The 24,210-nt window shown below is 51.9% G+C and carries 18 protein-coding genes; 10 read left to right on the top strand and 8 right to left on the bottom strand.

Annotation, left to right across the window (positions count from 1 at the left end):
• Positions 1 to 3 precede the first annotated feature (3 nt).
• Both ACLGE8_RS13510 and drpB read right to left on the bottom strand, forming a co-directional pair.
• Positions 4 to 714: a phosphohydrolase gene (locus ACLGE8_RS13510; protein WP_410999177.1), complete on the bottom strand. Its 711-nt coding sequence runs from the start codon at positions 712 to 714 to the stop codon at positions 4 to 6.
• 45 nt (positions 715 to 759) lie between these two features.
• The gene (drpB, locus tag ACLGE8_RS13505; protein WP_410999175.1) at positions 760 to 1,041 is read right to left on the bottom strand and encodes a cell division protein DrpB; all 282 of its coding nucleotides are present in this window, start codon (positions 1,039 to 1,041) and stop codon (positions 760 to 762) included.
• A 707-nt stretch (positions 1,042 to 1,748) separates the two neighbouring features.
• Here drpB and ompC point away from each other — a divergent pair.
• The gene (gene ompC / locus ACLGE8_RS13500; RefSeq protein WP_410999173.1) at positions 1,749 to 2,912 is read left to right on the top strand and encodes a porin OmpC; all 1,164 of its coding nucleotides are present in this window, start codon (positions 1,749 to 1,751) and stop codon (positions 2,910 to 2,912) included.
• Positions 2,913 to 2,964: 52 nt separating this feature from the next.
• On the opposite strand, the gene ACLGE8_RS13495 is transcribed toward ompC, so the two are convergent.
• Positions 2,965 to 3,861, bottom strand: coding sequence for an N-acetylmuramic acid 6-phosphate etherase (locus ACLGE8_RS13495; RefSeq protein ID WP_410999171.1), 897 nt, complete (start codon positions 3,859 to 3,861; stop codon positions 2,965 to 2,967).
• 168 nt (positions 3,862 to 4,029) lie between these two features.
• Here ACLGE8_RS13495 and ACLGE8_RS13490 point away from each other — a divergent pair, with 168 nt between their 5' ends.
• Positions 4,030 to 5,649 carry a sensor histidine kinase gene (locus ACLGE8_RS13490; RefSeq protein ID WP_410999169.1) on the top strand — a complete coding sequence of 540 codons (1,620 nt, stop codon included), beginning with the start codon at positions 4,030 to 4,032 and terminating at the stop codon, positions 5,647 to 5,649.
• Positions 5,646 to 6,365, top strand: a complete 720-nt coding sequence (dcuR, locus tag ACLGE8_RS13485) for a two-component system response regulator DcuR (RefSeq protein ID WP_410999167.1) — start codon at positions 5,646 to 5,648, stop codon at positions 6,363 to 6,365. The genes ACLGE8_RS13490 and dcuR overlap by 4 nt, the downstream gene beginning before the upstream one ends.
• Here dcuR and ACLGE8_RS13480 read toward each other — a convergent pair.
• Positions 6,346 to 7,311: an FAD:protein FMN transferase gene (locus ACLGE8_RS13480; protein WP_410999165.1), complete on the bottom strand. Its 966-nt coding sequence runs from the start codon at positions 7,309 to 7,311 to the stop codon at positions 6,346 to 6,348. The genes dcuR and ACLGE8_RS13480 overlap by 20 nt on opposite strands.
• A 115-nt stretch (positions 7,312 to 7,426) precedes the next feature.
• Positions 7,427 to 10,231: a flavocytochrome c gene (locus tag ACLGE8_RS13475; RefSeq protein WP_410999163.1), complete on the bottom strand. Its 2,805-nt coding sequence runs from the start codon at positions 10,229 to 10,231 to the stop codon at positions 7,427 to 7,429.
• 631 nt (positions 10,232 to 10,862) lie between these two features.
• On the opposite strand from ACLGE8_RS13475, the gene ACLGE8_RS13470 reads away from it, so the two are divergent.
• The 6 genes from ACLGE8_RS13470 (at position 10,863) to ACLGE8_RS13445 (ending at position 19,890) form a co-directional block, all read left to right on the top strand.
• Positions 10,863 to 12,377, top strand: a complete 1,515-nt coding sequence (locus tag ACLGE8_RS13470; RefSeq protein ID WP_410999161.1) for a DASS family sodium-coupled anion symporter — start codon at positions 10,863 to 10,865, stop codon at positions 12,375 to 12,377.
• A gap of 56 nt (positions 12,378 to 12,433) precedes the next feature.
• Complete coding sequence (fumA, locus tag ACLGE8_RS13465; RefSeq protein ID WP_410999159.1) at positions 12,434 to 14,083, top strand: class I fumarate hydratase FumA; 1,650 nt, start codon at positions 12,434 to 12,436, stop codon at positions 14,081 to 14,083.
• 422 nt (positions 14,084 to 14,505) lie between these two features.
• Entirely contained in the window at positions 14,506 to 17,049 is a 2,544-nt protein-coding gene (locus ACLGE8_RS13460) for an autotransporter domain-containing protein (RefSeq protein ID WP_410999157.1), read from the top strand.
• A 211-nt stretch (positions 17,050 to 17,260) separates the two neighbouring features.
• Positions 17,261 to 17,821 carry an Ail/Lom family outer membrane beta-barrel protein gene (locus tag ACLGE8_RS13455; protein WP_410999155.1) on the top strand — a complete coding sequence of 187 codons (561 nt, stop codon included), beginning with the start codon at positions 17,261 to 17,263 and terminating at the stop codon, positions 17,819 to 17,821.
• Positions 17,822 to 17,989: 168 nt separating this feature from the next.
• Positions 17,990 to 18,895 (top strand): ROK family protein, encoded by a 906-nt coding sequence (locus ACLGE8_RS13450; RefSeq protein WP_410999153.1) that lies wholly within the window; start codon positions 17,990 to 17,992, stop codon positions 18,893 to 18,895.
• Between the two features lie 17 nt (positions 18,896 to 18,912).
• Positions 18,913 to 19,890, top strand: coding sequence for a LacI family DNA-binding transcriptional regulator (locus ACLGE8_RS13445; RefSeq protein ID WP_410999151.1), 978 nt, complete (start codon positions 18,913 to 18,915; stop codon positions 19,888 to 19,890).
• Positions 19,891 to 19,972: 82 nt separating this feature from the next.
• On the opposite strand, the gene ACLGE8_RS13440 is transcribed toward ACLGE8_RS13445, so the two are convergent.
• Positions 19,973 to 20,293, bottom strand: a complete 321-nt coding sequence (locus ACLGE8_RS13440) for an alkyl sulfatase C-terminal domain-containing protein (protein ID WP_410999149.1) — start codon at positions 20,291 to 20,293, stop codon at positions 19,973 to 19,975.
• A 251-nt stretch (positions 20,294 to 20,544) separates the two neighbouring features.
• On the opposite strand from ACLGE8_RS13440, the gene ACLGE8_RS13435 reads away from it, so the two are divergent.
• Entirely contained in the window at positions 20,545 to 20,928 is a 384-nt protein-coding gene (locus tag ACLGE8_RS13435) for a hypothetical protein (protein WP_410999147.1), read from the top strand.
• Between the two features lie 43 nt (positions 20,929 to 20,971).
• Here the strand turns inward: ACLGE8_RS13435 and ACLGE8_RS13430 are convergent, their stop codons facing one another.
• Complete coding sequence (locus ACLGE8_RS13430) at positions 20,972 to 21,601, bottom strand: helix-turn-helix domain-containing protein (RefSeq protein ID WP_410999145.1); 630 nt, start codon at positions 21,599 to 21,601, stop codon at positions 20,972 to 20,974.
• A gap of 143 nt (positions 21,602 to 21,744) precedes the next feature.
• Complete coding sequence (locus ACLGE8_RS13425) at positions 21,745 to 23,721, bottom strand: alkyl/aryl-sulfatase (RefSeq protein ID WP_410999143.1); 1,977 nt, start codon at positions 23,719 to 23,721, stop codon at positions 21,745 to 21,747.
• Between the last annotated feature and the right edge of the window lie 489 nt (positions 23,722 to 24,210).

The raw sequence follows: 24,210 nt of genomic DNA, 5'->3' as shown, positions 1-24,210 counted from the left end.
AGGTTACCATAAGTTGCCTGGGTCTGGCGTCGCGAATCTCCGCAACACCTGCGCGTCCACTGAGAGCGGGTCGCCCGCCAGTTCGGCGCTCAGTTTCGCCATGAAGTGCGCAAGAAAATCGGCATTATGCTGCGCTAACTCGCGCCCTTTTTCAGTTTGCATCGTCTCAGGCAACCGCAACAGCTTGGTCTGGAAATGGTCGAGCGCGTAGGTTTTGTCGTCCAGGTCACGGTTATCGGCGAAGGGATCGTCGGCATCAAACAGCGCCGCGTTCATCGCGCCGGAGACGGCAAACACTCGCGCTAGGCCGATTGCGCCCAGCGCTTCAAGCCGATCGGCGTCCTGAACGATTTTAGCCTCTGGGGTATTCGGCGTGATGCGCGCGCTAAAGCTGTGCGCTTCAATAGCGTGGGCCACGGCATCATAGCGCTCAACGGGAAAATGTGGGAAATCGCGCTGTAGAATCAGCAGCGTTTGCTGCGCCGATAATAAAGAGGAACGGGCGCGATCGGGATGATTCTTCGGCAGGCTGACGAGATCGTGAAAATAACTCGCCAGCAGAATCACCGTGAGGTCAACGGGATCGTCGGCAGCAATGCGCCTGGCGGTGCGCCAGACCCGGCGAAAATGGGCAATATCATGCGCCGCATCGCTGCCGACATAATGGGTTTCAAACCAACGTTCAACGTCCTGCTGCCATGCTGCTAGATCCATTCCTTCACCGCGGATGAGAGTACATTGACCCCCAGCATAGCAATATTAGCGTTGTTCTTCCTGCTCCAGACGACGAGGACGAGTATACCAGGCTATCCCGCCAAGCAGTGCCCCGACGATGCTAAGCACCAGAAAGCCCAGCAGCGCGCCAATCCATTTCCCCATGGACGAACCGATTTCTCCATCGATCGTCGCGCCGGGAATAGACTGTACATCGCTGATGACCCACAGGTAGTGCGCCATCGCCCAGACAAAGTAGCCGCAAAACGCGTAAAACACCCATAGCGCCAGTTTGCCGCCTGGGCCACGCTCCATTTGCTCTTGCATAAAAACACTCTCATTACGCTATTCATGTTCACTGCCACAACATCACGCTGGCAATTGATGTGATATCGCTCACATTATAACGATTAAAATGGTACGAGGTAGTCTCTCACTACGTTACCGGTAACAATTCACCATTAGCTTGATCTCCAGCAATTTTGTCAGATGACATCTACGCCGACGGCGGTACTCTTGATTCCCGGCAAGATCTTTCGCCCCCTTCCCTGTGGAATAACCTCATCCATGCAGTTTTAATAATAGAAATAATATAATAATTACCGATTTAAATTCATATAATAAATAATCATAAAATCTTTTTCTGTATCTTTATTTTTCATAGCAACAATGCCATTATGCTTTTTGTTATTAGCCTTTTGTTATACATCATTATAGTTATGTTTTTGACCTCCCCGATCGTATGCCAGTACGATCGGGATTTTTTTTGCCTTTATGATATACATTTGCATTATCAATATTAACAAAGAAAAAAATATAAAAACAAAATAATTATAGTAAAAACAACAACAAAAACAAATAAATCGATGCAATACATATTGCATATAATATAAAAGAAATATTTTGAAATATTTTATATAACTTTATTACATTTATATTTTTAAAAAAAATGAACTCTACCTATACCATCCAGCATAGTAACACCGGATGACATTACTTATATTCACATGCGCAATAATGCAAAGGAAATTACAATGAAAATAAAAGCTCTGGCACTGTTAGTCCCAGCTTTACTGATGGCTGGTGCAGCGAATGCTGCTGAAGTTTATAACAAAGATGGCAATAAGCTGGATCTGTACGGCAAAGTCGTTGGCCTGCACTATTTCTCAGACCACAGCGGTGATAATGGCGATCAATCCTACGCACGTCTGGGCTTCAAGGGCGAAACCCAAATCAACGACCAACTGATCGGTTACGGTCAGTGGGAATACAACATTCAGGCCGATACCCCGGAAAGCGTCAGCGGTAACTCCTGGACCCGTCTTGGCTTCGCCGGTCTGAAATTTGGTGAGTTGGGCTCTTTTGACTATGGCCGTAACTACGGCGCTATCTACGACATCGAAGCCTGGACCGATATGCTGCCGGAGTTCGGCGGCGACAGCTACACCCAGACCGACGTCTATTTCACCGGCCGTGCTAACGGTATTGCCAGCTATCGTAACAACGATTTCTTCGGCCTGGTGGATGGCCTGAACTTTGCGCTGCAGTATCAGGGCAAAAATGAAGATGGCGGCTCCGGTGAAGGCACCGCAAACGGCGCTGGCGGCAAGTTGGCGAAAGGCAACGGCGACGGTTTCGCGATGTCCACCACCTATGACTTTAACGATATGCTGCCTGGCTTAAGCGTGGGTGCAGCCTATTCCAGCTCCGATCGTACTAACGATCAAGTCGTTGCTGGCGGCGTTCATAACCGCTACAGCAAAAATGCCGGTGGTGATACCGCTGAAGCCTGGACCATCGGTACCAAATACGACGCCAACGACGTCTATCTGGCGATGATGTATGCCGAAACCTACAACATGACCCGCTACAGCAACGACAGCATTGCCAACAAAACGCAGAACTTCGAAGCCGTAGCGCAGTATCAGTTTTATTTCGGCCTGCGTCCATCTTTAGCCTGGGTTTACTCCAAGGGCATAGATATGGGCGGCTACAACGGTCCTCACGGTGTTGTTGAGTACACCGATAAAGCGCTGGTGAACTACATTGATGTCGGTGCCACCTACTACTTCAACAAAAACATGTCCACCTACATTGATTACAAAATCAACATGCTGGACGAAGACGTACAGTTCTACAAAGATAACGGTATCGCCACTGACGATATCCTGGCTATCGGCCTGGTTTATCAGTTCTAAGCGACCAACGTAAAAAAGCCCGCTACGCGGGCTTTTTTTATGCTGTTACCAACTACGGTGCCTCTTGTAGCGCCATCCGCACAAAACCATTGTTCTGCGCCAGAAGGTCGTGCGCTTTCCAGGCGTCCAACCCGGTGAGCACCATCAACACCGCCGTCTTACATTGGTGATCGCAGCTTTCCAGCGCCGCTTTCGCTACCGCCCGACTACATCCGCCCGCTTCCATCACTATCGCAATTTGTCGCTCAACCATATGCGTACCGGTATCGCGAATATCCACACGCATATTGCTATAGACTCGTCCGCTGCGGATGGCGAGACCGGTCGTTAACATCGAGAGCACCATTTTTTGCGCGGCAATTGCCTTCGGATTGCCGTAGCCTGCCACCACCTCAGCGCCGGTTTGCGGCGCAATAACGATACTGGCCAGATCGGTTGCTTCGCTTTGTGGATTACGGGTTATCAGCGCACGTGTTGCCCCCAAAGACCAGGCATGGCGCAGCGCGCCCCACATCCACGGCGTTTTACCGCTGACGGTTAATGCCACCAGCATATCTTTTTGCGTGAACCCAATCGCCTGAAGATCCAGCATCCCACGATCATAGTCCTGAGCAGCCCCCGTCATATCGTGCAGCATCGCCAGCGCCCCGCCGGCAATCAGGCCCATGACCGGGTGTTTTTCATCCGGGGAAAATTCGTTTGCAGTCATCACCGCATTGCGCCCGGAAGCACCAGCGCCAACCATCACCACGCGCCCGCCGTGGCTAAGGGTTGCCACCGCGTTATCAATCAGCAGGGTAATGTCGTCGAGACAAGGGGTAATCGCATCAGCAATGCATTTATCTTCTTGATTAATAACATTTAACATATCACGGGTAGACAACCTATCAATCTCAGCCGTCGTTAAATTGCGTCGTTCCATGACTGAACCAGCAAGCTTAATGCTCATAAACGGACTCCTTATTATGGGTTCTGAAGCAATACTAAAGTGTTTTGTATGGATTGCTCTGCGAGAACCGTCACAAAGGGAGGTTTGGTTTTGTAAGGGAGGATAGCTTTATGAAATCAGGCACATCGGCGATAATGTGTTTTTGACCTCTGATAATAAAAGGTGTTAATGCACGCCATGCAGCAAACTCAGCCCCAACCGAAGCGCCCCATGAAGCTCAGTACGCTGGTGACGCTGATGGTCTGCAGCGTCATTATTTCCGTTTTACTGGTGGTTTACGCCTTCTACTTTGTGCAGATAACCAAAGCCACCCGCTCTGGTGTGGAAGACACCGCTTTTGCCATTGCTCGTACGCTGGCCAACTCCCCGGATATCAAGCGCGGGCTGAGTGGGCCACCGGACCACAATAGCATTCAGCCTATCGCCAGCGCCGTGCAGCAGCACAACGGCCTACTGTACGCTGTTGTCACCAATATGGACGGTGTTCGCTACTCGCATCCGAACGCGGATCTGATAGGCCAGCATTTTATCGGTCGCGATCTCCAGCCGGCGCTGAAAGGCAAAGAAAACCTCTCTATTAATCACGGCGTATTGGCCGAAGCCATGCGCGTGTTTACCCCGATCTATAACGACAGACATCAGCAGATTGGCGTGGTGATTGTCGGTATTTCGCTGCAAAAAGTGGATGAGCAGATTAGCGCCGCCCGCCGGAATGCGATTTGGTTCGTGCTGTTTAGCGCCATCGTCGGCGTGCTGGGTGTCTGGGGGCTGGTGCGGGTGCTTAAAAACATCCTGTTTGGTCTCGAACCCCACGAAATTTCCAGCCTGTTCGAGCAGCGCCAGGCAATGCTGCAGTCGATTCGCGAAGGGGTCATTGCCGTCGATGCCAAAGGCCGGGTCACGTTGATTAACCAGGCCGCACGGCAGATCCTGTTTTCACCTCAGGCACCGGCTTTGGGCGCGGCCCAGCATGCACCGCTGCTGTCGAGTCTGAAAGAGGTGCTAGCCAGCGGCACCCCCGTTGAAAATCGCGAAATCGGCTGTAACGGCCGCCTGCTGCTGTGCAACACCGTGCCGGTGCTCAACAACCGCCGCGTGATTGGCGCGATCACCACCTTCCGCGATAAAACTGAAATCAGCCAACTGATGCAGCGAATGGACGGGCTGGTCAACTATGTTGATGCCCTGCGCAGCCACTCCCATGAATTTATGAACAAGCTGCATGTGATTCTGGGGCTGCTGCACATGAAGCGCTACGATAAGCTGGAAGGCTACATTCTGCAGACCGCGCAAAACTACCAGACCGATATTGGCACCTTGCAGCATAAGATCAAATCGCCGATCATTGCTGGCTTCCTGCTCGGTAAAATTAACCGGGCCAGCGACGCCGGGATCGCGCTAACGCTGGCCGAAGAGAGCCTGATCCCGGACAACCCAAATGAAGAGCAGGTTGCGGTGCTGGTCACGGTGCTGGGTAACCTGATTGAGAACGCGCTGGATGCGATGGCAGACCAGGGCGAAGGTGAAATTGGCCTGTTGCTGCACTACCAGAACGGCTGGCTCAGCGGTGAGGTTAGCGACGATGGCCCGGGTATTGCGGCTGACCGCATCGACGCCATCTTTAATAAAGGATTTTCCACCAAAGGCGAAAACCGCGGTGTCGGGCTATTTTTAGCCCGCCAGCAGACGGAGAATCTCGGCGGGACACTTTCCGTCGAGTCAGAGCCGGGCGTGTTCACCCAATTTTTTGTTCAAATTCCCTGGGATAGCGAGAGGACAAGCGCGTGATAAATGTTTTAATTGTCGATGATGATGCCATGGTGGCCGACCTGAACCGCTGCTACATTGAGCGCGTCGATGGGTTCGTCTGCTGCGGTATCGCCTCCACGCTCCAGCAGGCGAAAGATAAAGTGCAGGATGCTTCCCAGGCTATCGATCTGATTTTACTGGATGTCTATATGCAACAGGACAACGGTTTGGATCTGTTGCCTATCGTGCGTGACTCAGGCCGCGCCATCGACGTGATTATGATTTCATCCGCCTCGGACGCCGCCACCGTGCAGACGTCGCTACGCTATGGCGTGGTGGACTATCTCATCAAACCGTTCCAGTTTCCGCGCTTTGAAGAGGCGCTGCTGAGCTGGCGTGAGAAAAAACAGCTAATGGGCAGCCACGCCTACTACGAGCAGGCTGACGTCGATCGCCTGCTGCATGGCGGCACGCCAGAATTAGCGGACACCAAACGGCTGCCAAAGGGGCTAACGCCGCAGACGCTGCGCACGCTGTGCCAGTGGATTGATGCCCATCCCGAGACTGAATTCTCCACCGACGATCTGGCGCAGGCGGTCAATATCTCGCGCGTCTCCTGCCGTAAATATCTTATCTGGCTGGCGCAGATTAATATTCTGTTCACCAGCATTCACTACGGCGCGACCGGCCGCCCGGTTTATCGCTACCGCTTGCTGCAAGAGCAGTACGGTCTGCTCAAGCAATACTGCCAGTAAGACGGTACTCGCTGTCCAGCAGCGTAAAACGATAGAGGTGGGATGAAGAGAGCACCACCTCTTTGTTTTTAGTCACAAAAATAGCTTCAATATCCGGGCGTGAACGTAGCGCCGCGCACCCTTTCTCCACGCCCATGCCGTACATCAGCGTGGTCCAGATATCGCCGTCAATCGAGTCGGCGCTGATGATAGTCACGCTGTCCAGCTCATTATCCAGCGGATAGCCGGTACGCGGGTCGAGAATATGGTGATAGAGCTGACCATTTTGCTCAAAGAAGCGCTCATACACGCCGGAAGTCACCACCGATTTATTCTCAATTTCCAGCGTGCCAATCATCGCCCCAGAGGTTGAGAACGGTTTTTTCAAGCCAATAGACCAACCGCCCTCCGGTGTACCCAGCGTCTGGACGTTACCACCAAGATTAATCAGCCCCTGTTCAACCCCTTCCTGACGCAGATAGTCGCGCACGCGGTCGGCAATATAGCCCTTGGCAATCGCACCGAGGTCAATCTCCATACCTGATTGCGCCAGATACACGCTGTTATCGTCATCGTTCAGCACAACCTGTTCAGGATTGGTGAGCGTTAGCAGATGTGAAATTTCATCCACCGGTGGGACGCTGTCGCCTTTAAAGCCGATACGCCAGCGCTTCACCAACGGGCCAATAGCGAGATTAAACGCGCTTTGCGGCAGCAGGCTTGCCGATTTGGCGCATTTGATTAGAGCATAAACAGGAGCGCTCACGACGACCGGATGCTGGCCCGCGGCGTGGTTGATGTCCATCACCTGCGATTGGGCGCGGTTGACGGTAAGCAGGTCTTCATACTGCTTGATAAGGCGAAAAACACGTGAAGCGAGCGCTTCGTTGTGCGCGAAAAGCTTGAGCAGGATGGGTGAGCCCATCAGTACGGCAGAATAGCTGTATACCCTTGTACTGTCTGACATCGATATCCCCTCTGCTGATGGTAACAACCCGGCGTCGCTACGCTCGGCCGGGCTACGGGTTGGGTTTTGTAGGCCTGATAAGCGTAGCGCCATCAGGCAATCCGATGCCGTTTAATTATGCGGACTCAAGCATCGCCCAGGGTACCTGCTGCGCACGCTGTGCGGCCTGACGACCGGCAAGCGTACCAAAGATAATAATATCAGCCACTGCGTTCCCGCCAATACGGTTACCGCCGTGGATACCACCGACCACCTCACCGGCAGCATAAGCGCCAGGGATCACCTGTTTGTTGACATTCAGCACGCAGGTATCGGTATTGATGGTTACCCCGCCCATGGTGTGGTGTACACCCGGCGCAATCTGGATAGCGTGGTATGGCCCTTCATTCAGCGGCGCACGCAGCGCGGTTTTACGGCCAAACTCTTCGTCATCCTGCTTTTCCACAAAGCCGTTGTAGCGGGCAAGCGTGGCCTCAAAGGCCTGCTCATCCAAACCCAGTTTAGCTGCCAGTTCAGCCGTCGTACTGGCGCTGGTCACCAACCCTTTGGCGATGTACTCATCCGCCGCTTTGTTCTTCGCGCGAACGTGCTCATCAAACACGATGTAAGCATAGTGCTCAGGCAGCGCAATAATCGCCGCAGAGACTTTGTCACGGGTCTCCATCTCATTGAAGAAGCGGTTACCCTGCTGGTTAACCAGAATCGCCCCGCCGCCGCGAATGGACTCAGAAACCAGGTAAGAGGTTTTCTGCTCAACGGTTGGGTGAATCTGGATCTCGCCCATATCTACCGTACCGGCACCGATACGTTCCAGCAGTGCGATACCGCCGCCGGTAGCGCCTTTATGGTTGGTGGTGACGAAGCCCGCCAGATCCGGACGGTATTTCACGACCATTTCACTGTTGGCGCTAAAACCGCCGGTCGCCATGATGATGCTGCGGGTCTGGATGGTGACCGTTTCCTGCTCGTCGGTGAGCAGACGTACGGCGGAGACTTCGCCCCCATCCATGACAATATCGACCACAGAGGTGTCGAGCATGACATCGATCTGGCGTTTTGTGACGTTACGCACAAGGCCGCTGATCAGATAGCCGCCTACCGCAGAGCCATCTTTCGGACGGTGCGTACGGTCAATGCTCATGCCGCCGGTGGTGGTGATGTCGTTCAGCATAATGCCGCGATCCGCCAGCCATTCAATAGCCTGCGGCGCGGTTTCCACGAAGCGGCGCAGCAGCGCTGAGTTATTTTTGTTTTTGCCGCCTTTCAGGGTCTCTTCATAGAACAGTTCTTTGCTGTCCTGAATCCCTTTCACTCGCTGGAAGCGTGTTTCTGCGGCGTTCATCCCGGCGGAAGCCTTAATGGTGTTACCGCCAATGGTCGGCATTTTTTCGACAATCAGCACGCTGGCGCCATCATCGTGAGCCTGAATGGCCGCGGCAAGACCGGCACCGCCGCTCCCAACCACGACCACGTCATACGCTTTTGGTGCCGCGCTATCGCCGCCCTCTTCCGCCACCAGCGCTTTGCTGGATTTCACCATCGCTTTGGAGACGGCTTTTTTCACCGCTTCGCTCTGGCTGGTTGCCCCGGAGATGGCATCAACATGCGGGGTATTGGCGTCCAGAATACGTGAACGAATCTCTTCAAAGCTGGTCACGAACTCGACGTCCTGATCCACGCCGCCGGTCAGTTCAATGTCGGCGATGCGGTCGGTTTCGAGGCTGACGTTGATAATCAGTTCACCGGCTTCATCCTGCACTTTTTCAACGAACACGCCCGGTTTGAATTTAGATACCGACATGCTCATATCGCGGATCATCGCTTCCACCAGCGAGAAACGCCACAGCGGTTCAGGAATGTTCAGCGCTTCACGCTGGGTGCTGTCGATAAACAGATCCAGCGTCTGACCGTCGGCAATACGTTCAGCCCAGTCTGGATACGCGATACAGGCGCGACCCACGGCAATCAGGTCATAACCATGTTCCATCGCGCTATCAATATCACTGTCGTTTACGACACCGCCCACGCCCATCACCGGCACCTGCGCCAGCGTTTCAGAACGCTGGGCAACGTATTTTTCAATCAGCGGCGTTGGGTCGGTGGTGTCAACAATGGACGAACGCAGCGACGCGCCCACGGAGAAGTGCAGATAGTCCAGACCGCGCGCGGCCAGTTTCTCCAGCAGATACATGGTGTCATCAAAGCGGATCCCCGGCACTTCCATCTCTTCCGGCGAGAAGCGATAGCCAATGATGAAGGCGTCGTCCGCATACTGGCGAACCATTTTGTGAGTGATATCCAGCACCGCCAGCGGGAACTTCGCGCGGTTATCGCGGCTGCCGCCCCACTCATCGTCACGCTGGTTGGAGTTTGGTGAGTAGAACTGTTGGATAAGATAAGTATTGGCGCCGTGGATCTCGACGCCATCAAAACCAGCCTGAATCGCGCGGCGTACGGCATCGCCGAATTTACCGATCATCCCTTCCACTTCTTCCGCGCTCAGGGCCACCGGCGTTGCCGCGCCATCACGCGGTGCCGCGACGGCGCTTGGGCCAACCGGCGTACGACCACCGATCAGTTTCGGGTCGACCATACGGCCGCCGTGGTAAATCTGCAGCAGTGCTTTAGAGCCTTTTGATTTGATAGCCTCAGCGATTTTCGCCAGCCCGGCGATTTTGTCATCACTGTCGATGCCGAGCGCACCGGGGAACGCCAGGCCTAAATCGTCAACAAAACAACATTCTACGATGATAGTGCCAATCAGACCGGCACGTGCACGGTAGTATTCCACCAGCTCGCTACTGACAGAGCCATCATAATAACCAGAGCAGGTTGTCATTGGCGCCATAAACAGACGGTTTTTAAGCTCGATACCATTCGGTAAGGTACAAGAGCTCAGTACGCGATGATGATTGTTCATAAGGGTTAACTCCAAACTTTTAAAAATTAAAATTTAAGAATTCAGGATCGGGCTGCATTTGAGTTATTTGTTATGCCGATATCATGATATTAATATAGCGATAATTTTAGTTACTAAAGTCATTACGTTAGTTATAAAACTATTTAATCCCTTAAATAACACACATACCTCTATGGTGTTACTAATTAAATTCTATTTTATTCACAATTATTTAATATATACAAGTACAATTATAACCTTTTTAACAGTGGTCAAACCAGTGTTTCATTACTTAAAATGACATTAAAATCAATGCCATACATAAAATCCATATGTGAATCATAACATTAAACTTAGAAAATAATTTAACCTAACACCATTAATACCAAATAACCTAATAGGGTTATTACTTAAAGTATAAAAATAATGCCACGCTTGTGCTTTTTTGATCGCGATCAATTGTAATGGCATCCAAAAGCGCATTATATGAATATAAGATTTTTTAAACCTGGCGCTAAATAATATAGCGACAACCGCCTTATTTACAAAATTGCCGGCCGTACTTTTGAAATCTAAATAAAGTAAAAAAACTAAAAAAAGCACAGCGGCAGTTTTAGCAAACCAAATTATTAACTACTTATAGAAGCGTAATATGAACGAGAAATCTGCGACATCGCACTCACCGACACCGGTGAGTAAACCAAAGGACGGTAAGAAAAACCGTCTTCTGATGATGGCACTGCCTATTATCGTGGCCGTGCTGCTCCTCTTTGTCCCGGTCCCTGACGGGCTTCCACCGTACGCATGGCACTATTTCGCTATCTTCGTCGGCGTGATTGTCGGTCTTATCTTTGAACCGCTGCCGGGCGCCGTTATCGGCCTGACCGGGGTGGTCGCCATCGCCCTGTGCAGCCAGTGGGTGCTGTTCAGCCCTGAACAGATGGCAGCACCAAAGTTCCAGCTGGCGGGAGCCTCCTTTAAATGGGCGGTCAGCGGCTTCGGCAACTCTACCGTCTGGCTTATCTTCGGTGCGTTTATGTTCGCCGCCGGTTACGATAAAACCCGCTTCGGCCGCCGTCTGGCGCTGATTCTGGTGAAATATCTGGGCCGTCGCAGCCTGACGCTCGGCTACGCTATCACCCTGGCTGACCTGCTGCTGGCACCGTTTACGCCGTCAAACACCGCGCGTAGCGGCGGGACTATCTACCCGATTATTGCCAACCTGCCACCGCTGTACGGCTCAAAACCAAACGACCCAAGCGCGCGTAAAATTGGCTCTTACCTGATGTGGGTGGCGATTACCGCCGCCTGTATCACCAGTTCTATGTTCCTTTCCGCTTTGGCGCCTAACCTGCTGGCGCTGGCGCTGGTGAAAAGCATCGTCGGTATCAACATCTCCTGGGGCACCTGGTTTATCGCCTTCCTGCCGCTGGGCCTGTTGTTGATCCTCACCATGCCGCTGCTGGCCTACTGGTTCTATCCACCAGAAGTGAAAGTGAACGATGAAGTGCCGCTGTGGGCTGCTCGTGAGCTGGAAAAACTGGGCAAACTGTCCCGTAACGAAATCCTGCTGCTGGTCTTCGTGTGCTGCGCATTGATGATGTGGATCTTCGCCGCTCAGTGGATTGAACCTGCGATGGCTGCTCTGCTGATTATCGGCCTGATGCTGTGGACCGGCGTACTGGAGTGGAGCGACATCACCGGTAATAAAGCCGCGTGGAACACCTTCGTGTGGTTCGCCACCCTGGTCGCTCTCGCCGATGGCCTCTCCTCTACCGGCTTTATCGGCTGGTTGGGTAAAGAAGGCGGTATGCTGATGAGCGGTATCTCTCCGGGCGTGGCCACCATCGTGCTACTGCTGGCGTTCTACCTGCTGCACTATCTGTTTGCCAGCACCACCGCGCACACCACCGCGCTGCTGCCAGCGGTGCTGACCATCGCCTCAACCATCCCAGGCATGAACATGAACGTCTTCGTGCTGCTGATGGTGACCTCGCTGGGTATCATGGGGATCATCACCCCGTACGGCACCGGCCCAAGCCCAATCTACTATGGCAGTGGCTATCTGCCGACCAAAGACTACTGGCGCCTCGGCACCATCTTTGGGGGCATCTTCCTGGTGGCGCTGCTGGTCATCGGCTACCCATGGATGTCTATGATGTTCTGATTCATAACCGTCGGCGGGCAACCTCCGGCGGTTTTATTTTTATGGAGTGAAGAGCTATGTCGAACAAACCGTTTTTCTACCAGAACCCCTTCCCGCTGTCTCACGACGATACCGAATACTACCTGCTTAGCCGCGAGCACGTCTCCGTAGCCCAGTTTGACGGCCAGGACGTGCTAAAAGTGGAACCCGAAGCTCTAACGCTGCTTGCCCAGCAGGCCTTCCACGACGCCGCCTTTATGCTGCGCCCTTCCCACCAGAAGCAGGTTGCTGCCATTCTGAGTGACCCACAAGCCAGCGAAAACGATAAATACGTTGCCCTGCAGTTCCTGCGTAACTCTGAAATTGCCGCCAAAGGCGTGCTGCCAACCTGTCAGGATACCGGCACGGCGATCATCATGGGGAAAAAAGGCCAACGCGTCTGGACCGGCGGCGGCGATGAAGCGGCGTTGTCTCAAGGCGTGTACAACACCTACATTTCCGACAACCTGCGCTACTCGCAAAACGCGGCGCTGGATATGTACAAAGAGGTGAACACCGGTACCAACCTGCCGGCGCAGATTGACCTCTACAGCGTCGACGGCGATGAATACAAGTTCCTGTGCATCGCCAAAGGCGGCGGCTCAGCCAACAAAACTTATCTCTACCAGGAAACCAAAGCGCTGATCACACCGGCGAAGTTGAAAAACTATCTGGTGGAAAAAATGCGCACCCTCGGCACCGCAGCCTGCCCGCCGTACCATATCGCCTTTGTGATTGGCGGCACCTCGGCGGAAGTGACGCTGAAAACGGTAAAACTGGCTTCTACCCGCTATTACGATGGTTTGCCAACCGAAGGCAACGAGCACGGTCAGGCGTTCCGCGACGTGAATCTGGAAAAAGAGCTGATGATCGAGGCGCAGAATCTGGGCCTGGGTGCGCAGTTTGGCGGCAAATACTTCGCCCACGATATCCGCGTGATCCGTCTGCCGCGTCACGGTGCGTCCTGCCCGATCGGCATGGGCGTCTCCTGCTCCGCTGACCGTAACATTAAAGCCAAAATCAACCGCGACGGTATCTGGATTGAGAAGCTGGAACATAACCCGGCGCGGTACATTCCCGAAGCGCTGCGCGAACAGGGTGAAGGCGACGCGGTCAGCATTAACCTCAATCAACCGATGAGTGACATCCTGGCCCAGCTTTCCGCCCACCCGGTCTCCACCCGCCTGTCGCTGAACGGTACCATTATCGTTGCCCGCGACATCGCCCATGCCAAACTGAAAGAGTTGCTGGATAACGGTGAGGCACTGCCGCAGTACGTAAAAGATCACCCGATCTACTACGCGGGCCCAGCCAAAACGCCTGAAGGTTACGCCTCAGGTTCTTTAGGCCCAACCACCGCGGGGCGTATGGACTCTTACGTTGACCTGCTGCAGTCTCACGGCGCAAGTATGGTGATGCTGGCAAAAGGCAACCGCAGCCAGCAGGTGACCGACGCCTGCCATCAACACGGCGGGTTCTATCTTGGCAGCATCGGTGGCCCGGCAGCCGTTCTGGCGCAGAGCAGCATCAAGAGCCTGGAATGCGTGGCCTACCCTGAACTGGGGATGGAGGCTATCTGGAAAATCGAGGTGGAAAACTTCCCGGCCTTTATTCTGGTGGACGATAAAGGCAATGACTTCTTCCAGCAGATTCAGAACAAGCAGTGCACAGGGTGCCCTCAACGTTAAGTGAGCAGGTACGAAAGCCCCCTTTCTGGGGGCTTTTTTTTTACCTTAAGTTCTTATTCCCCGTCATAACATCCAATACCCTCTTTTCCTTAAAGTTGAATATCTTAACTTCCTGACATTGCAAAATATGTGAAAACTTACCATCAAGTTTCATATCTGACCTAACGGACAATGCTAATGAAATGTTAAAACATAAGTGCATTTTATAAATATTCATAAAACCACCTGGAAAAGATCATTTCATCGCCGCAACCATTCACAATACAAATAAAAAATAAAGCCATTTTAGATTTATTAATAAATTACCGAGATGAAATTCAAAAAAATAAAAATAAACACCATTACATTTCATGGAATGAGATTTTTCTTAATAGGGCTATTATCAATGCGTTTGTTCACATGCATTATTAAAGAGACCAAAAATGGGCCATAAAACTAAACTAACACTACTATCTCAATGTATTTTTATCTCACTCGCGTCTTTCTCAGGCTCTGCCCTTGCTGACAATTGTGCGGGTAACGACATTTCTCAGACCTGTGGTTTAACAACCTATACGGACCATAACTACTACCAGGATGCAGGTGTCACAAATGCCGTTATCGCCAATGAATCTGTGCCTCACGCAGATGTATTTATGGATGGTCAGCGCGGAGATAATGATACCCAATCATTAGTGATCAATAACTCGGATATGAGTGGTTATTATATTGAGGGTAGTAATGGGGGCATTGCCAATATTACCTTAGAAAATAACTCAACTGCAGATATGGTCGAAGTCGGCGCAAAGGGTGCAACCACCGATACCACCATTACCGTTGATAACTCAACGTTAAACGGAGAAAACAGCAGCGTTGCCTACGATAATGGCCAGGATGGCACACCGGAAGCTGGTGACAAAGATTACATGCACGGTGCAGCAATTTATGTTGATCCGCAGGATGCAGGCTCTCATAACATTAATGTTATGAATGGTAGTACGCTAAACGGCAGTATCATTAGCGCAGGTAAAGGTGAGCAAAATATCGCAGTAAGCGGGAGTGCCATTAACCACGCGGGTATTTATGCGGGTAGCGCAAAATCTGAAACAACCATTTCCTTGAGCAATTCAACACTCGACGCACAGGGTAGTGAAGTCGCAGAGATGCTGCCACTTTATAATGATAAAGCCGAAACCGGTGATGGCAGAGGTTTTGACGATGTAGGTATCGCAGCTTACAGCACAAATACGCTTAATCTGAATATTAGTAACAGCAATGTGACAGGCGATATTGCTCTGTTAAATGAAAACACGCAAACAGCGGGTACCACAAACATCAATATCACCGATGGCTCTACCATTAATGGTGATATTACTCTGAAAGGGAATGCGAATAGCGAAATTGTCCTCGATAATAGCACGGTCAACGGCAGCATCAGCACCGGTGCTGGCGATGATTCAGTCACGCTTGTTAACGATGCAAAGGTCACGGGCAGTGTTGACGGCGGTGATGGCGCGAATACACTGACCCTGGATAACAGTAGCTCAATCAATGGCGATATCACTAATTTCAGCACTATCAATACCGCCGGCAATAATGATATCAACACAGATACTATCGAAGATGGCTCAACCTGGAACATCGATGATGATTCAACGCTTGTAGCAACAACTACCGGTGATGGTGTCCAAATCAACATGTCTGCTGATAGCCAGGCTTCGCTCGGCGATGTAAGCGCCAACGCAGGAGATTCATTGGTCGTAACCAGTGCCCCTGTCGACGCGTCAAACCAACAAAACGTTGAGATCGCAAGCTTTGATACGACATCTGAGAACCCGTCAGACGCCGTCTCCGCCACCTTCTCTAACGGCGCTCAACAGGTTGAGAGCCGTAGCGGAGCTTACAACTACGAAGACACCCTCTCAGAGCAGCAGGTAACCAGCGCTGCCGATGGCTTGACCGATAGCAGCCAGGCCTCTAACACCTATAACCTGTACTTCAGCAGCTCCCGCCGTGAACTGGCGAGCGACGTTCAGGGTATGATTGCGGGTCTGGATGCCGCGAAACAGGCTGGCCGCATGATTACCGACGATCTGGCAGACCGTCTCAACCAGGTTCATCTGCAAAACCTATTCGGCCACGGCGTAGACGGCGCACAGGTCTGGGGAGATTTCCTCTACCAGAACGGCGACTACAGCGACGATGTCGATTACAAAGATATCACTCAGGGCGTTCAGGGTGGCGTCGACTGGACTTCACATCTGACCAACGGCGACAGCCTGACCGGTGGTATTGCATTGGGATGGACCCGCAGCCGCGACCGCAGCAATACCGGCGGCAGCAACAACTTCAATGATAGCGTCTACGGCAACTATTACAGCCTGTATGGCGGATGGCAGCAATCACTGCACAATAACTTGTGGGGAATGTTCGTTGACGGCAGCTTCAGCTATGGCGATATGCGCTATTCCACATCCGCCAATAACGTCAGCAATGCGACCACCGGCATGACCCAAGCGTTGAATGGTTCGTCCGATGGTTCACTGTATACCACCCAGGCGCGTACCGGCGTGAACGTACTGTTACCAGGCGATACGGTGTTACAACCTTATGCAACTGTAGGCTGGGATAAAGCACAGGAAAACGGTTTCTCCGACCAGGATATCACCTTTGGCGACAGTCAGGTTTCCGAGTGGAATACCGGATTTGGGATGCGTATCACCACCAAACTGGCAGACCTCAACAAAAATGTCGCGCTCTATCCATGGCTGGATGCACGCTATCAGACCGAATTTAGCGATAACACCAATATCAAAGCGGCTGATTATCACAACACCGACGGTCATAACGCCAAAATGGGGATTTTCGGTGCGGGTATTAATACCACTATTGGAAACGATTTCTCTCTCAATACTGGCGTCTATTTCGGCACCGGTGATGTCGATAACGATGCCAGCGTTCAAGCTGGGATGAGCTATCATTTCTAATTAAACTGCTGGCTCTGGTATTCCAGAGCCAGCCTCTATCCTGCTATATTCTCAGATTATTCCTAGCCCTCAAACCTTATACTAAAAACAATACTCCAGCTATTGCCCATAAATTCAGGTAGTTCATCAATAATATTATTACCGATATACTCCCTTCGCTTTTAAAACTCACTGATATACGCAACACAATAATTTTAAAGGATTTTAATAAGTGAAAAAACTATCTCTGGCAGTTTTGGTTATGGGGAGCCTGGCAAGTGGAATGGCTATTGCGGATAGCCAAAGCGTTTCTATTGGCTATGCTCAGGCCGATGTTAAGGACTTCAATAATATTCGCGGCGTTAACCTGCAATATCGCTACGAATTTGATTCTCCGTTCAGCGTTGTCGGTTCATTTACCTATATGAGCGGCAGCGAAGACCGTAATTATTATGTTGATTCTGACTCGGTTAATACCAATATTGACGTTAAATATTATTCACTGATGGTCGGCCCGGCCTACCGCATCAACGAATACGTCTCCCTTTATGCATTGGGCGGCGCGGCACGAACCAAAGCCGACATCGATGTAAAATGGCTGGAGTCGAGCAACAACGAAATTTATCGTGAGAGCGAGTCTCGCCATTCCACCTCCTTTGCCTACGGCGCAGGAGTTATCATCAATCCGATCGAAAACCTGACGGTAAACGTCGGCTATGAAGGCACCACCGCCGATATCGAAGACAAATACCAGATCAACGGTTTCAACATCGGCGTCGGCTATCGTTTCTAAGCCACTCTGCCGTGCGGCTTCTTGCTATTGCGGGTGAGAAGCCGCCAGCCTCCGTCACGGTGAATTTTTCCGGACACCATCACAAAATTACCGTCCGTCTATTTTGTATAGTAAACAAAATACCTAAACTGCGTTGCCATTAACCTACTGACTATCAGGAAGACGGCAATGAGATTAGGGCTGGATATAGGCGGGACCAAAATTGAGGCGGTGGTGCTGGATGACCAGGGCGAAACGCTTTACCGCCAGCGCTACAGTACGCAAAAGCAGAGCTACGAGGCTTTTTTCCATTCGGTTATCGCGGCAATTGACGCCGCCAGAGCGGCAACCACGCACTCACTCTCCATCGGGCTTGGCATACCCGGCGCCTCTGCCACCGACGGGCTTATCAAGAATTCCAATATTCTGGTATTGAACCAACAACCCTTTGTACAGCAACTCGAACAACATTTCAGTATGCCCGTTGCGGTGACCAACGACGCTAACTGCTTCACCTTGTCAGAAGCCATAGACGGCGCGGGGAAAGGCTACGGCGTGGTGTTTGGCGTGATCCTCGGCACCGGCTGCGGCGGCGGGCTGTGCGTGGATAACCGTTTGATCACGGGGCCGAACGCCTGTGCCGGTGAGTGGGGTCACAACGTCCTGCCCCACTATCATCCCGTAAAAGACGGCGAGTCAGCACAGTGCTACTGCGGCCAAAGCAACTGTATCGAGAGTTTTATCTCCGGCAGTGGCCTGGAGCGTCAATATGCCAAATCGTTTAGTAAACATGATAAAGTCCCACAGATCGTTGCGCGGCTGAACGGCGGTGATGAGCAGGTTGCTGCGCTATGGGAACGCTATCAGGATCAGGTTGCGCGGGCGCTGGCAGGCGTCGTCAACACCCTCGACCCGGATGCGATTGTCATCGGTGGAGGCGTATCGAATATCCCACAACTCTACGACGGGCTGCAGGCGCGTATTGCGCAGTATGTCTTCGGCAAACAGTGCTGCACCTCAATTCTACAGGCGCGCCACGGCGACAGCAGCGGCGTTCGCGGCGCGGCCTGGCTCGGTGCCCAACGTAAAGCATAAAGACAGGATGTGAACAGGTGAAAGCCGTCAGAATCAGAGATATCGCCGCCGCCTGCGGCGTGTCGCCGGGTGCAGTCTCCCGCGCGTTAAAGGGCCAGCCAGGCCTGCGGGAAGAGACGCGGCAGCGCATTATTGCAGTGGCGGAGCAGCAGGGCTACGACTTTGGCCGCCTGCGCAGCGAGAAGATCAAACGGGTGCTGTTTTTACTGCACCGTCAGCACAATATCAGCCGCGCGCTGCCGTTTTACTCACCGCTGTTTTTGGGGCTGGAGTCCGCATGCCGTGAACAGAGCATTGCGCTAAGCTTTTTATCCGTTGGCCCTGGCGATGCCGTCGCCGATCAGGTGATGCTCCACCAGCCGGATGCATTAATCTGCGCGGGGTTCTTCGAGCCGGAACTGCTGGCGGTGCTCGAACAACTCAAGCTGCCGTTAGTACTGGTCGATCTCTGGTCGCCCGGTCTGCCCTGCGTCAACCCGGATAACCTACTGGGCGGCTATCTCGCCACCCGACATTTGCTGGAGCAAGGGCGCACGCGTATCGCATTTTTAGCCAGCACGCTAGGCCATTACAGCATTCGTCAGCGTGAAAAAGGCTATCGTCAGGCGCTGTACGACGCGAAGCTGTTGATGCCGCCGGAGTACGAAGCCATTGCCCTGCCGCAACTGGATACCGAGCAGTCGCTGCTACGGGCGATAAACGAGCTGTTCAGCCTTGCCGAACCGCCGGATGCCCTTTTTGCCTACAACGATGCCACCGCGCTGCTGGTACTGCAGGTGTGCGCCGAGCGCGGCCTACGGGTGCCAGAAGATGTCGCGATAGTGGGGTTTGATGATATCGAGCCGGCGGCCTGGTCACAGCCACCGCTAACCACGCTGGCGGTGGATAAACAGCAGTTAGCGCGGGAAGCGCTGGACATTCTGCTCAGTGAGCGAATGGAGGCGAACGTGATGCTGCCGGTGGAATTAGTGGTGCGACGTAGTTCCGGTGCCTGATCCCGGAGTCAGCGTGAACGCCTTGACCGGGCTACTTATCCTGTACCCCGGCCAAGCGTAGCGCCGCCGGGAAGGCAGACGATTATGGCGTCACAATATTGAACCAGAACTCGAACTTATCCATATAGCTCAACAAATCAACCACTTTGGCGTGGTTACCGGAGATACGGACATCGCCCTGGTTTTCCGCCTGCTTCAGCGTCTCTTCCTTAAGGATAATGTGCGCATTAGCGAAATCGGTTTTATCCGCGAAAGGCAGTTGCGTATACAGAGCATCATTCGCCTCTTTGGTCTGTGCCGTTGCCGCTTTACCAGGTTCCTGGGCGATTGCCGGCAGGGAAATGACAGCGCTCGAGCACACGCCAGCGATGGCCATATAGCCCGCTAATTTATTCAGTTTCATAAAGCCTCTATTCATAACATTGCGCCGCACAAAGGAAGTGGCTTATTGATATAATCCGCGGCGGGAGCGTTTTCGATTGAATAACGATGAGGCAAGATTAACATCGTCGACTTACGTGAAAAAAATAAGAGCCATTTAAATTTAAACTTATACACAAGCCCCAGCTTGTTTAAAAATAAATAAATTGATTATCGCCAGCGCGCGGCATAAAAAGATAATAGGCAGCATTATTCGTTAGAACAGGAAATGTCATGTATAAAGCGACGGCTATTCTTCTGGCCGCCACATTAACCGCCTGTAGCGCTGATAAACCGCAAACGTTGAGCAAAATTGATGCCCTGCAAGTTCCGGTGGTCGCACAGAGCCTGCACCCTGCGGAACCCGCCGCGCTCACTGCACAATATCAGAACAATGAGCGCATCATAGAAAACGTCACGGCAGCGCTAAAAACAGAGTATCTACAAAATGTTAGCAGCCGTGATATTTTTGACGTTCATAGCGAGGCGCATCAGGTCTACGCGGCGCTGTCCAAGCTCGACCAGCTGCAGCTTATCAATCGCTATTATCTGAAAGCGCAGAATCTCGACGGCCTTAACCACGTGGGCAGTTCATTGCAGCCGCTGGAAAAAGGATAAAAAAAACTCACTCATCATTGATGAGTGAGCTTTCTTCATTAAACTAAAATCGCTCGGGCAAACTACTAACCGACATTAAATAACCGCCACGTTTAAACTCAATATAATTACCATTTTTAAGCGCCGATAATACATTTAATACGCTACTGCGCGACAGATGCGTGCGCTCCTGAATATAATCAAGGATCGATATTTTCATACGCGTCTCTTCAGGCAGTAAAATCATCTCCTGCAGATGATTACGAATGACCGAGTAGGTGCGTTGCTGAACCACCAGCGCGTCACGATAAAAAAGATAGGCGGTATGATACGACAACACCGAAGCCACATCTTCCCATACGCCCTCTTCACGGAACATCTGCATCGCCGTTTGTGCATTCACGCGTAGAATGGTCGATTCCGACTCTGCCCGCAGCAAATGGCCGCGCACCGGCTGGATCATCTCGGCAATACCGAACAGATGGGGGTCATAGACGGTGACAATCAGCAGGCCGTCTGATGCCCGTAAGATGGAGAGTTCACCTTCCAGAAAGAGAAAAAGCTGCGGCTGGTTTTTGTGCGTCCAGGTCATCCGTTTACGGGGAACCACCTTCATTTTTTCAGCTATCGGCTGCAGCAGCGCCGTCAATCGTTGAATGCTCTGCTCCGGGCGAATCGGCGGTAAATTCTGCATAGTCCTACCTGTAAAAATGACACAACGTTGCATTTACGCACATCGGCAGATGCGCCAAAAGCGCAACGTTGTTTAAATTAAAACCAATAAAAGCTTGCCATGAAGGTAGGCCGGAGTAGCTTAGCGCCATCCGGCCTACAGGATTATGGCGTGACGATATTGAACCAGAAATCAAACTTGTCCATATAGCCCAGCATTTCGTCGAGTTTTGCTCCGTTGCCGCTGATCTTCACTTCGCCCTTATCTTCAGCCTGTTTAAGCGTTTCCTCTTTCAGGATGATTTTGTTCAGGGTTGCCCTATCTAGGGTCAGCGTCGCATCGGCATCTTTCGCTTCCGCGTTGGCGGTATGGTTCAGCACACCGTTTTCCAGCTCCAGCTTATATTTGCCGCCATCGTTGCCCAGGTCGATGTTAAACACCGACTTCGCTTTCCCTGCCTTCTCACCGTTGATATGCACGGCCAGATAGTCAAAGAACATCTCCGGCGTCATCGCACGTACCGTATCCGGGCTGGCGGTGTTCGGCGTTGGCCCTTTCACCACGCCGTTACGCAGCTCCTGCGCGCCGGTCAGGTAAAAGTTACGCCACGGGCCTGACTCGGCCTGATAGCCCAGTTGCTCCAGCGCATCGGCTTCCAGATTACGCGCCTCCTGGTTTTGCGGATCGGCAAAGACCACTTTGCTGACCACCTGCGCCACCCAGCGGTAGTTGCCCTGGTCGTAATCCTCTTTGGCTTTTTTCAGAATCGCCTCAGCGCCGCCCATATAGTCGACAAATTTCTTCGCCGCTTCTTCAGGCGGCAGCTCGTCGAGGGTCGCCGGGTTGCCGTCGAACCAGCCGAGGTACAGCACGTAGGTCGCCTTCACGTCGTGGCTAACCGATCCATAGTAACCGCGGTTGGCCCAGGTATTCGCCAGGCTGTCCGGCAGCTTGAAGTTAGCGGCGATTTCATCGCGGGTCAGCCCTTCGTTTGCCATGCGCAGCGTCTGGTCGTTGATGTAACGATAGAGGTCACGCTGGCTCTTCAGCAGGTTCACCACGTTTTCATTGCCCCAGGTCGGCCAATGGTGCTGCGCCATAATCACTTCAGCTTTGTCACCCCAGCGGACGATCGCTTCGTTGATGTACTTCGACCATGGCAACGGTTCACGAATCTTCGCGCCGCGCAGCGAGTAGGTGTTGTGCAGCGTATGCGTCACGTCCTCTGCCGATTCAATGAGCTTTTTCTCTTCGATAAACCACAGCATTTCAGACGGCGCTTCTGAGCCAGGAGCCAGCATAAAGTCATAGGTCAGGCCATCGATCGTCTCTTTCTGCCCGTCCTTGTCGATGATGTTGGTCGGGGCAATTAAGGTCACGGTTCCCGCAGAGGTGGTGGTCCCCAAGCCTGCGCCAACCTGCCCTTTCGCATCCGGTTTTAACAGGTTGCCGTACATGTAGCTGGCGCGGCGGCTCATCACGTTACCGGCCATAATATTTTCCGCTACCGCCGCTTCCATAAAGCCGGACGGCGCGTACACTTTAACTTTACCGGCTTTTACGTCGGCTTCGTCTATCACTCCGCGCACGCCGCCGTAGTGGTCAACGTGGCTGTGGGTATAAATCACCGCGACCACCGGCTTTTTGCCACGGTTTTTGTAGTACAGGTCCATCCCCACTTTGGCGGTTTCCGCCGAAACCAGCGGGTCAACAACCGTGATCCCCTCTTTCCCTTCGATAATAGTCATATTGGAAAGATCGAGATTGCGAATCTGGTAGACGCCATCGGTCACTTCAAACAGCCCGCTGATATTAATCAGCTGCGACTGACGCCACAGGCTCGGGTTAACGGTAGCCGGGGCTTTTTCACCCTCTTTAATAAAAGCGTACTGTTGAGGGTTCCAGATAACGTTGCCCTGCTCGCCTTTAATTACGTCGGTTGGCAGCGCGGCGATAAAGCCTTTGTGGGCGTTGGTGAAGTCGGTATTGTCGGAGAAAGGCAGTTGAGTTAAGAGTGCATCGTTAGCTTTTTGCGTGGTGTCCGTCGCCTCTTTTGGCGTCACGTCGGCATAGGCCGGGAGGATAATTGTCGACATAAAACCTGCCAGCGCCAGGCTTCTGACAATAAGCTTTATTTTCATTATGACCCTCGATTTTTCAGTATTTGATATAACCCCAGAAGGTAATTGGTTGAGATACGATATATTTCCTCGCCCTATAAAAACATAACCAGGAATCACCATTGCGCAAGGGAAAAGCCCAGATTAAAAATGGTTTTTATGATTAGAATTAGTCCTTTTTAATCAATTAATTAAAAGTGCTTTTTAATTTGACGAATTTCATTTCATCCACTACAAAAAAATATTATTTTTAATATTCGTCATTTCCGAATAATTCAGTAAAGTAAGTACCGCTGTCATATTTATCACCATTTTTAGATATTAAAGCCTCAATATCATGCCGTTCAATCATTTAACATCATCATAAAATATTAATATTTAGAATTAGTTAGACACAGGATTTACTCCATAGTGAGTATTTTTTCAATTTAAGCTCAACGACCGTTGTATCGTCGTTGCCAGCGCCGTCTTTTTCATGAAAAATCGCTATGTAAAAAACTACATAACGAG

Origin of the sequence: Kluyvera sp. 142486, from assembly GCF_046569695.1 — a bacterium.
In the GTDB taxonomy this organism is placed as follows: domain Bacteria; phylum Pseudomonadota; class Gammaproteobacteria; order Enterobacterales; family Enterobacteriaceae; genus Kluyvera.
The sequence above is the reverse complement of the archived record's forward strand: the minus strand, read 5'-3'. Positions and strand labels throughout refer to the sequence as shown.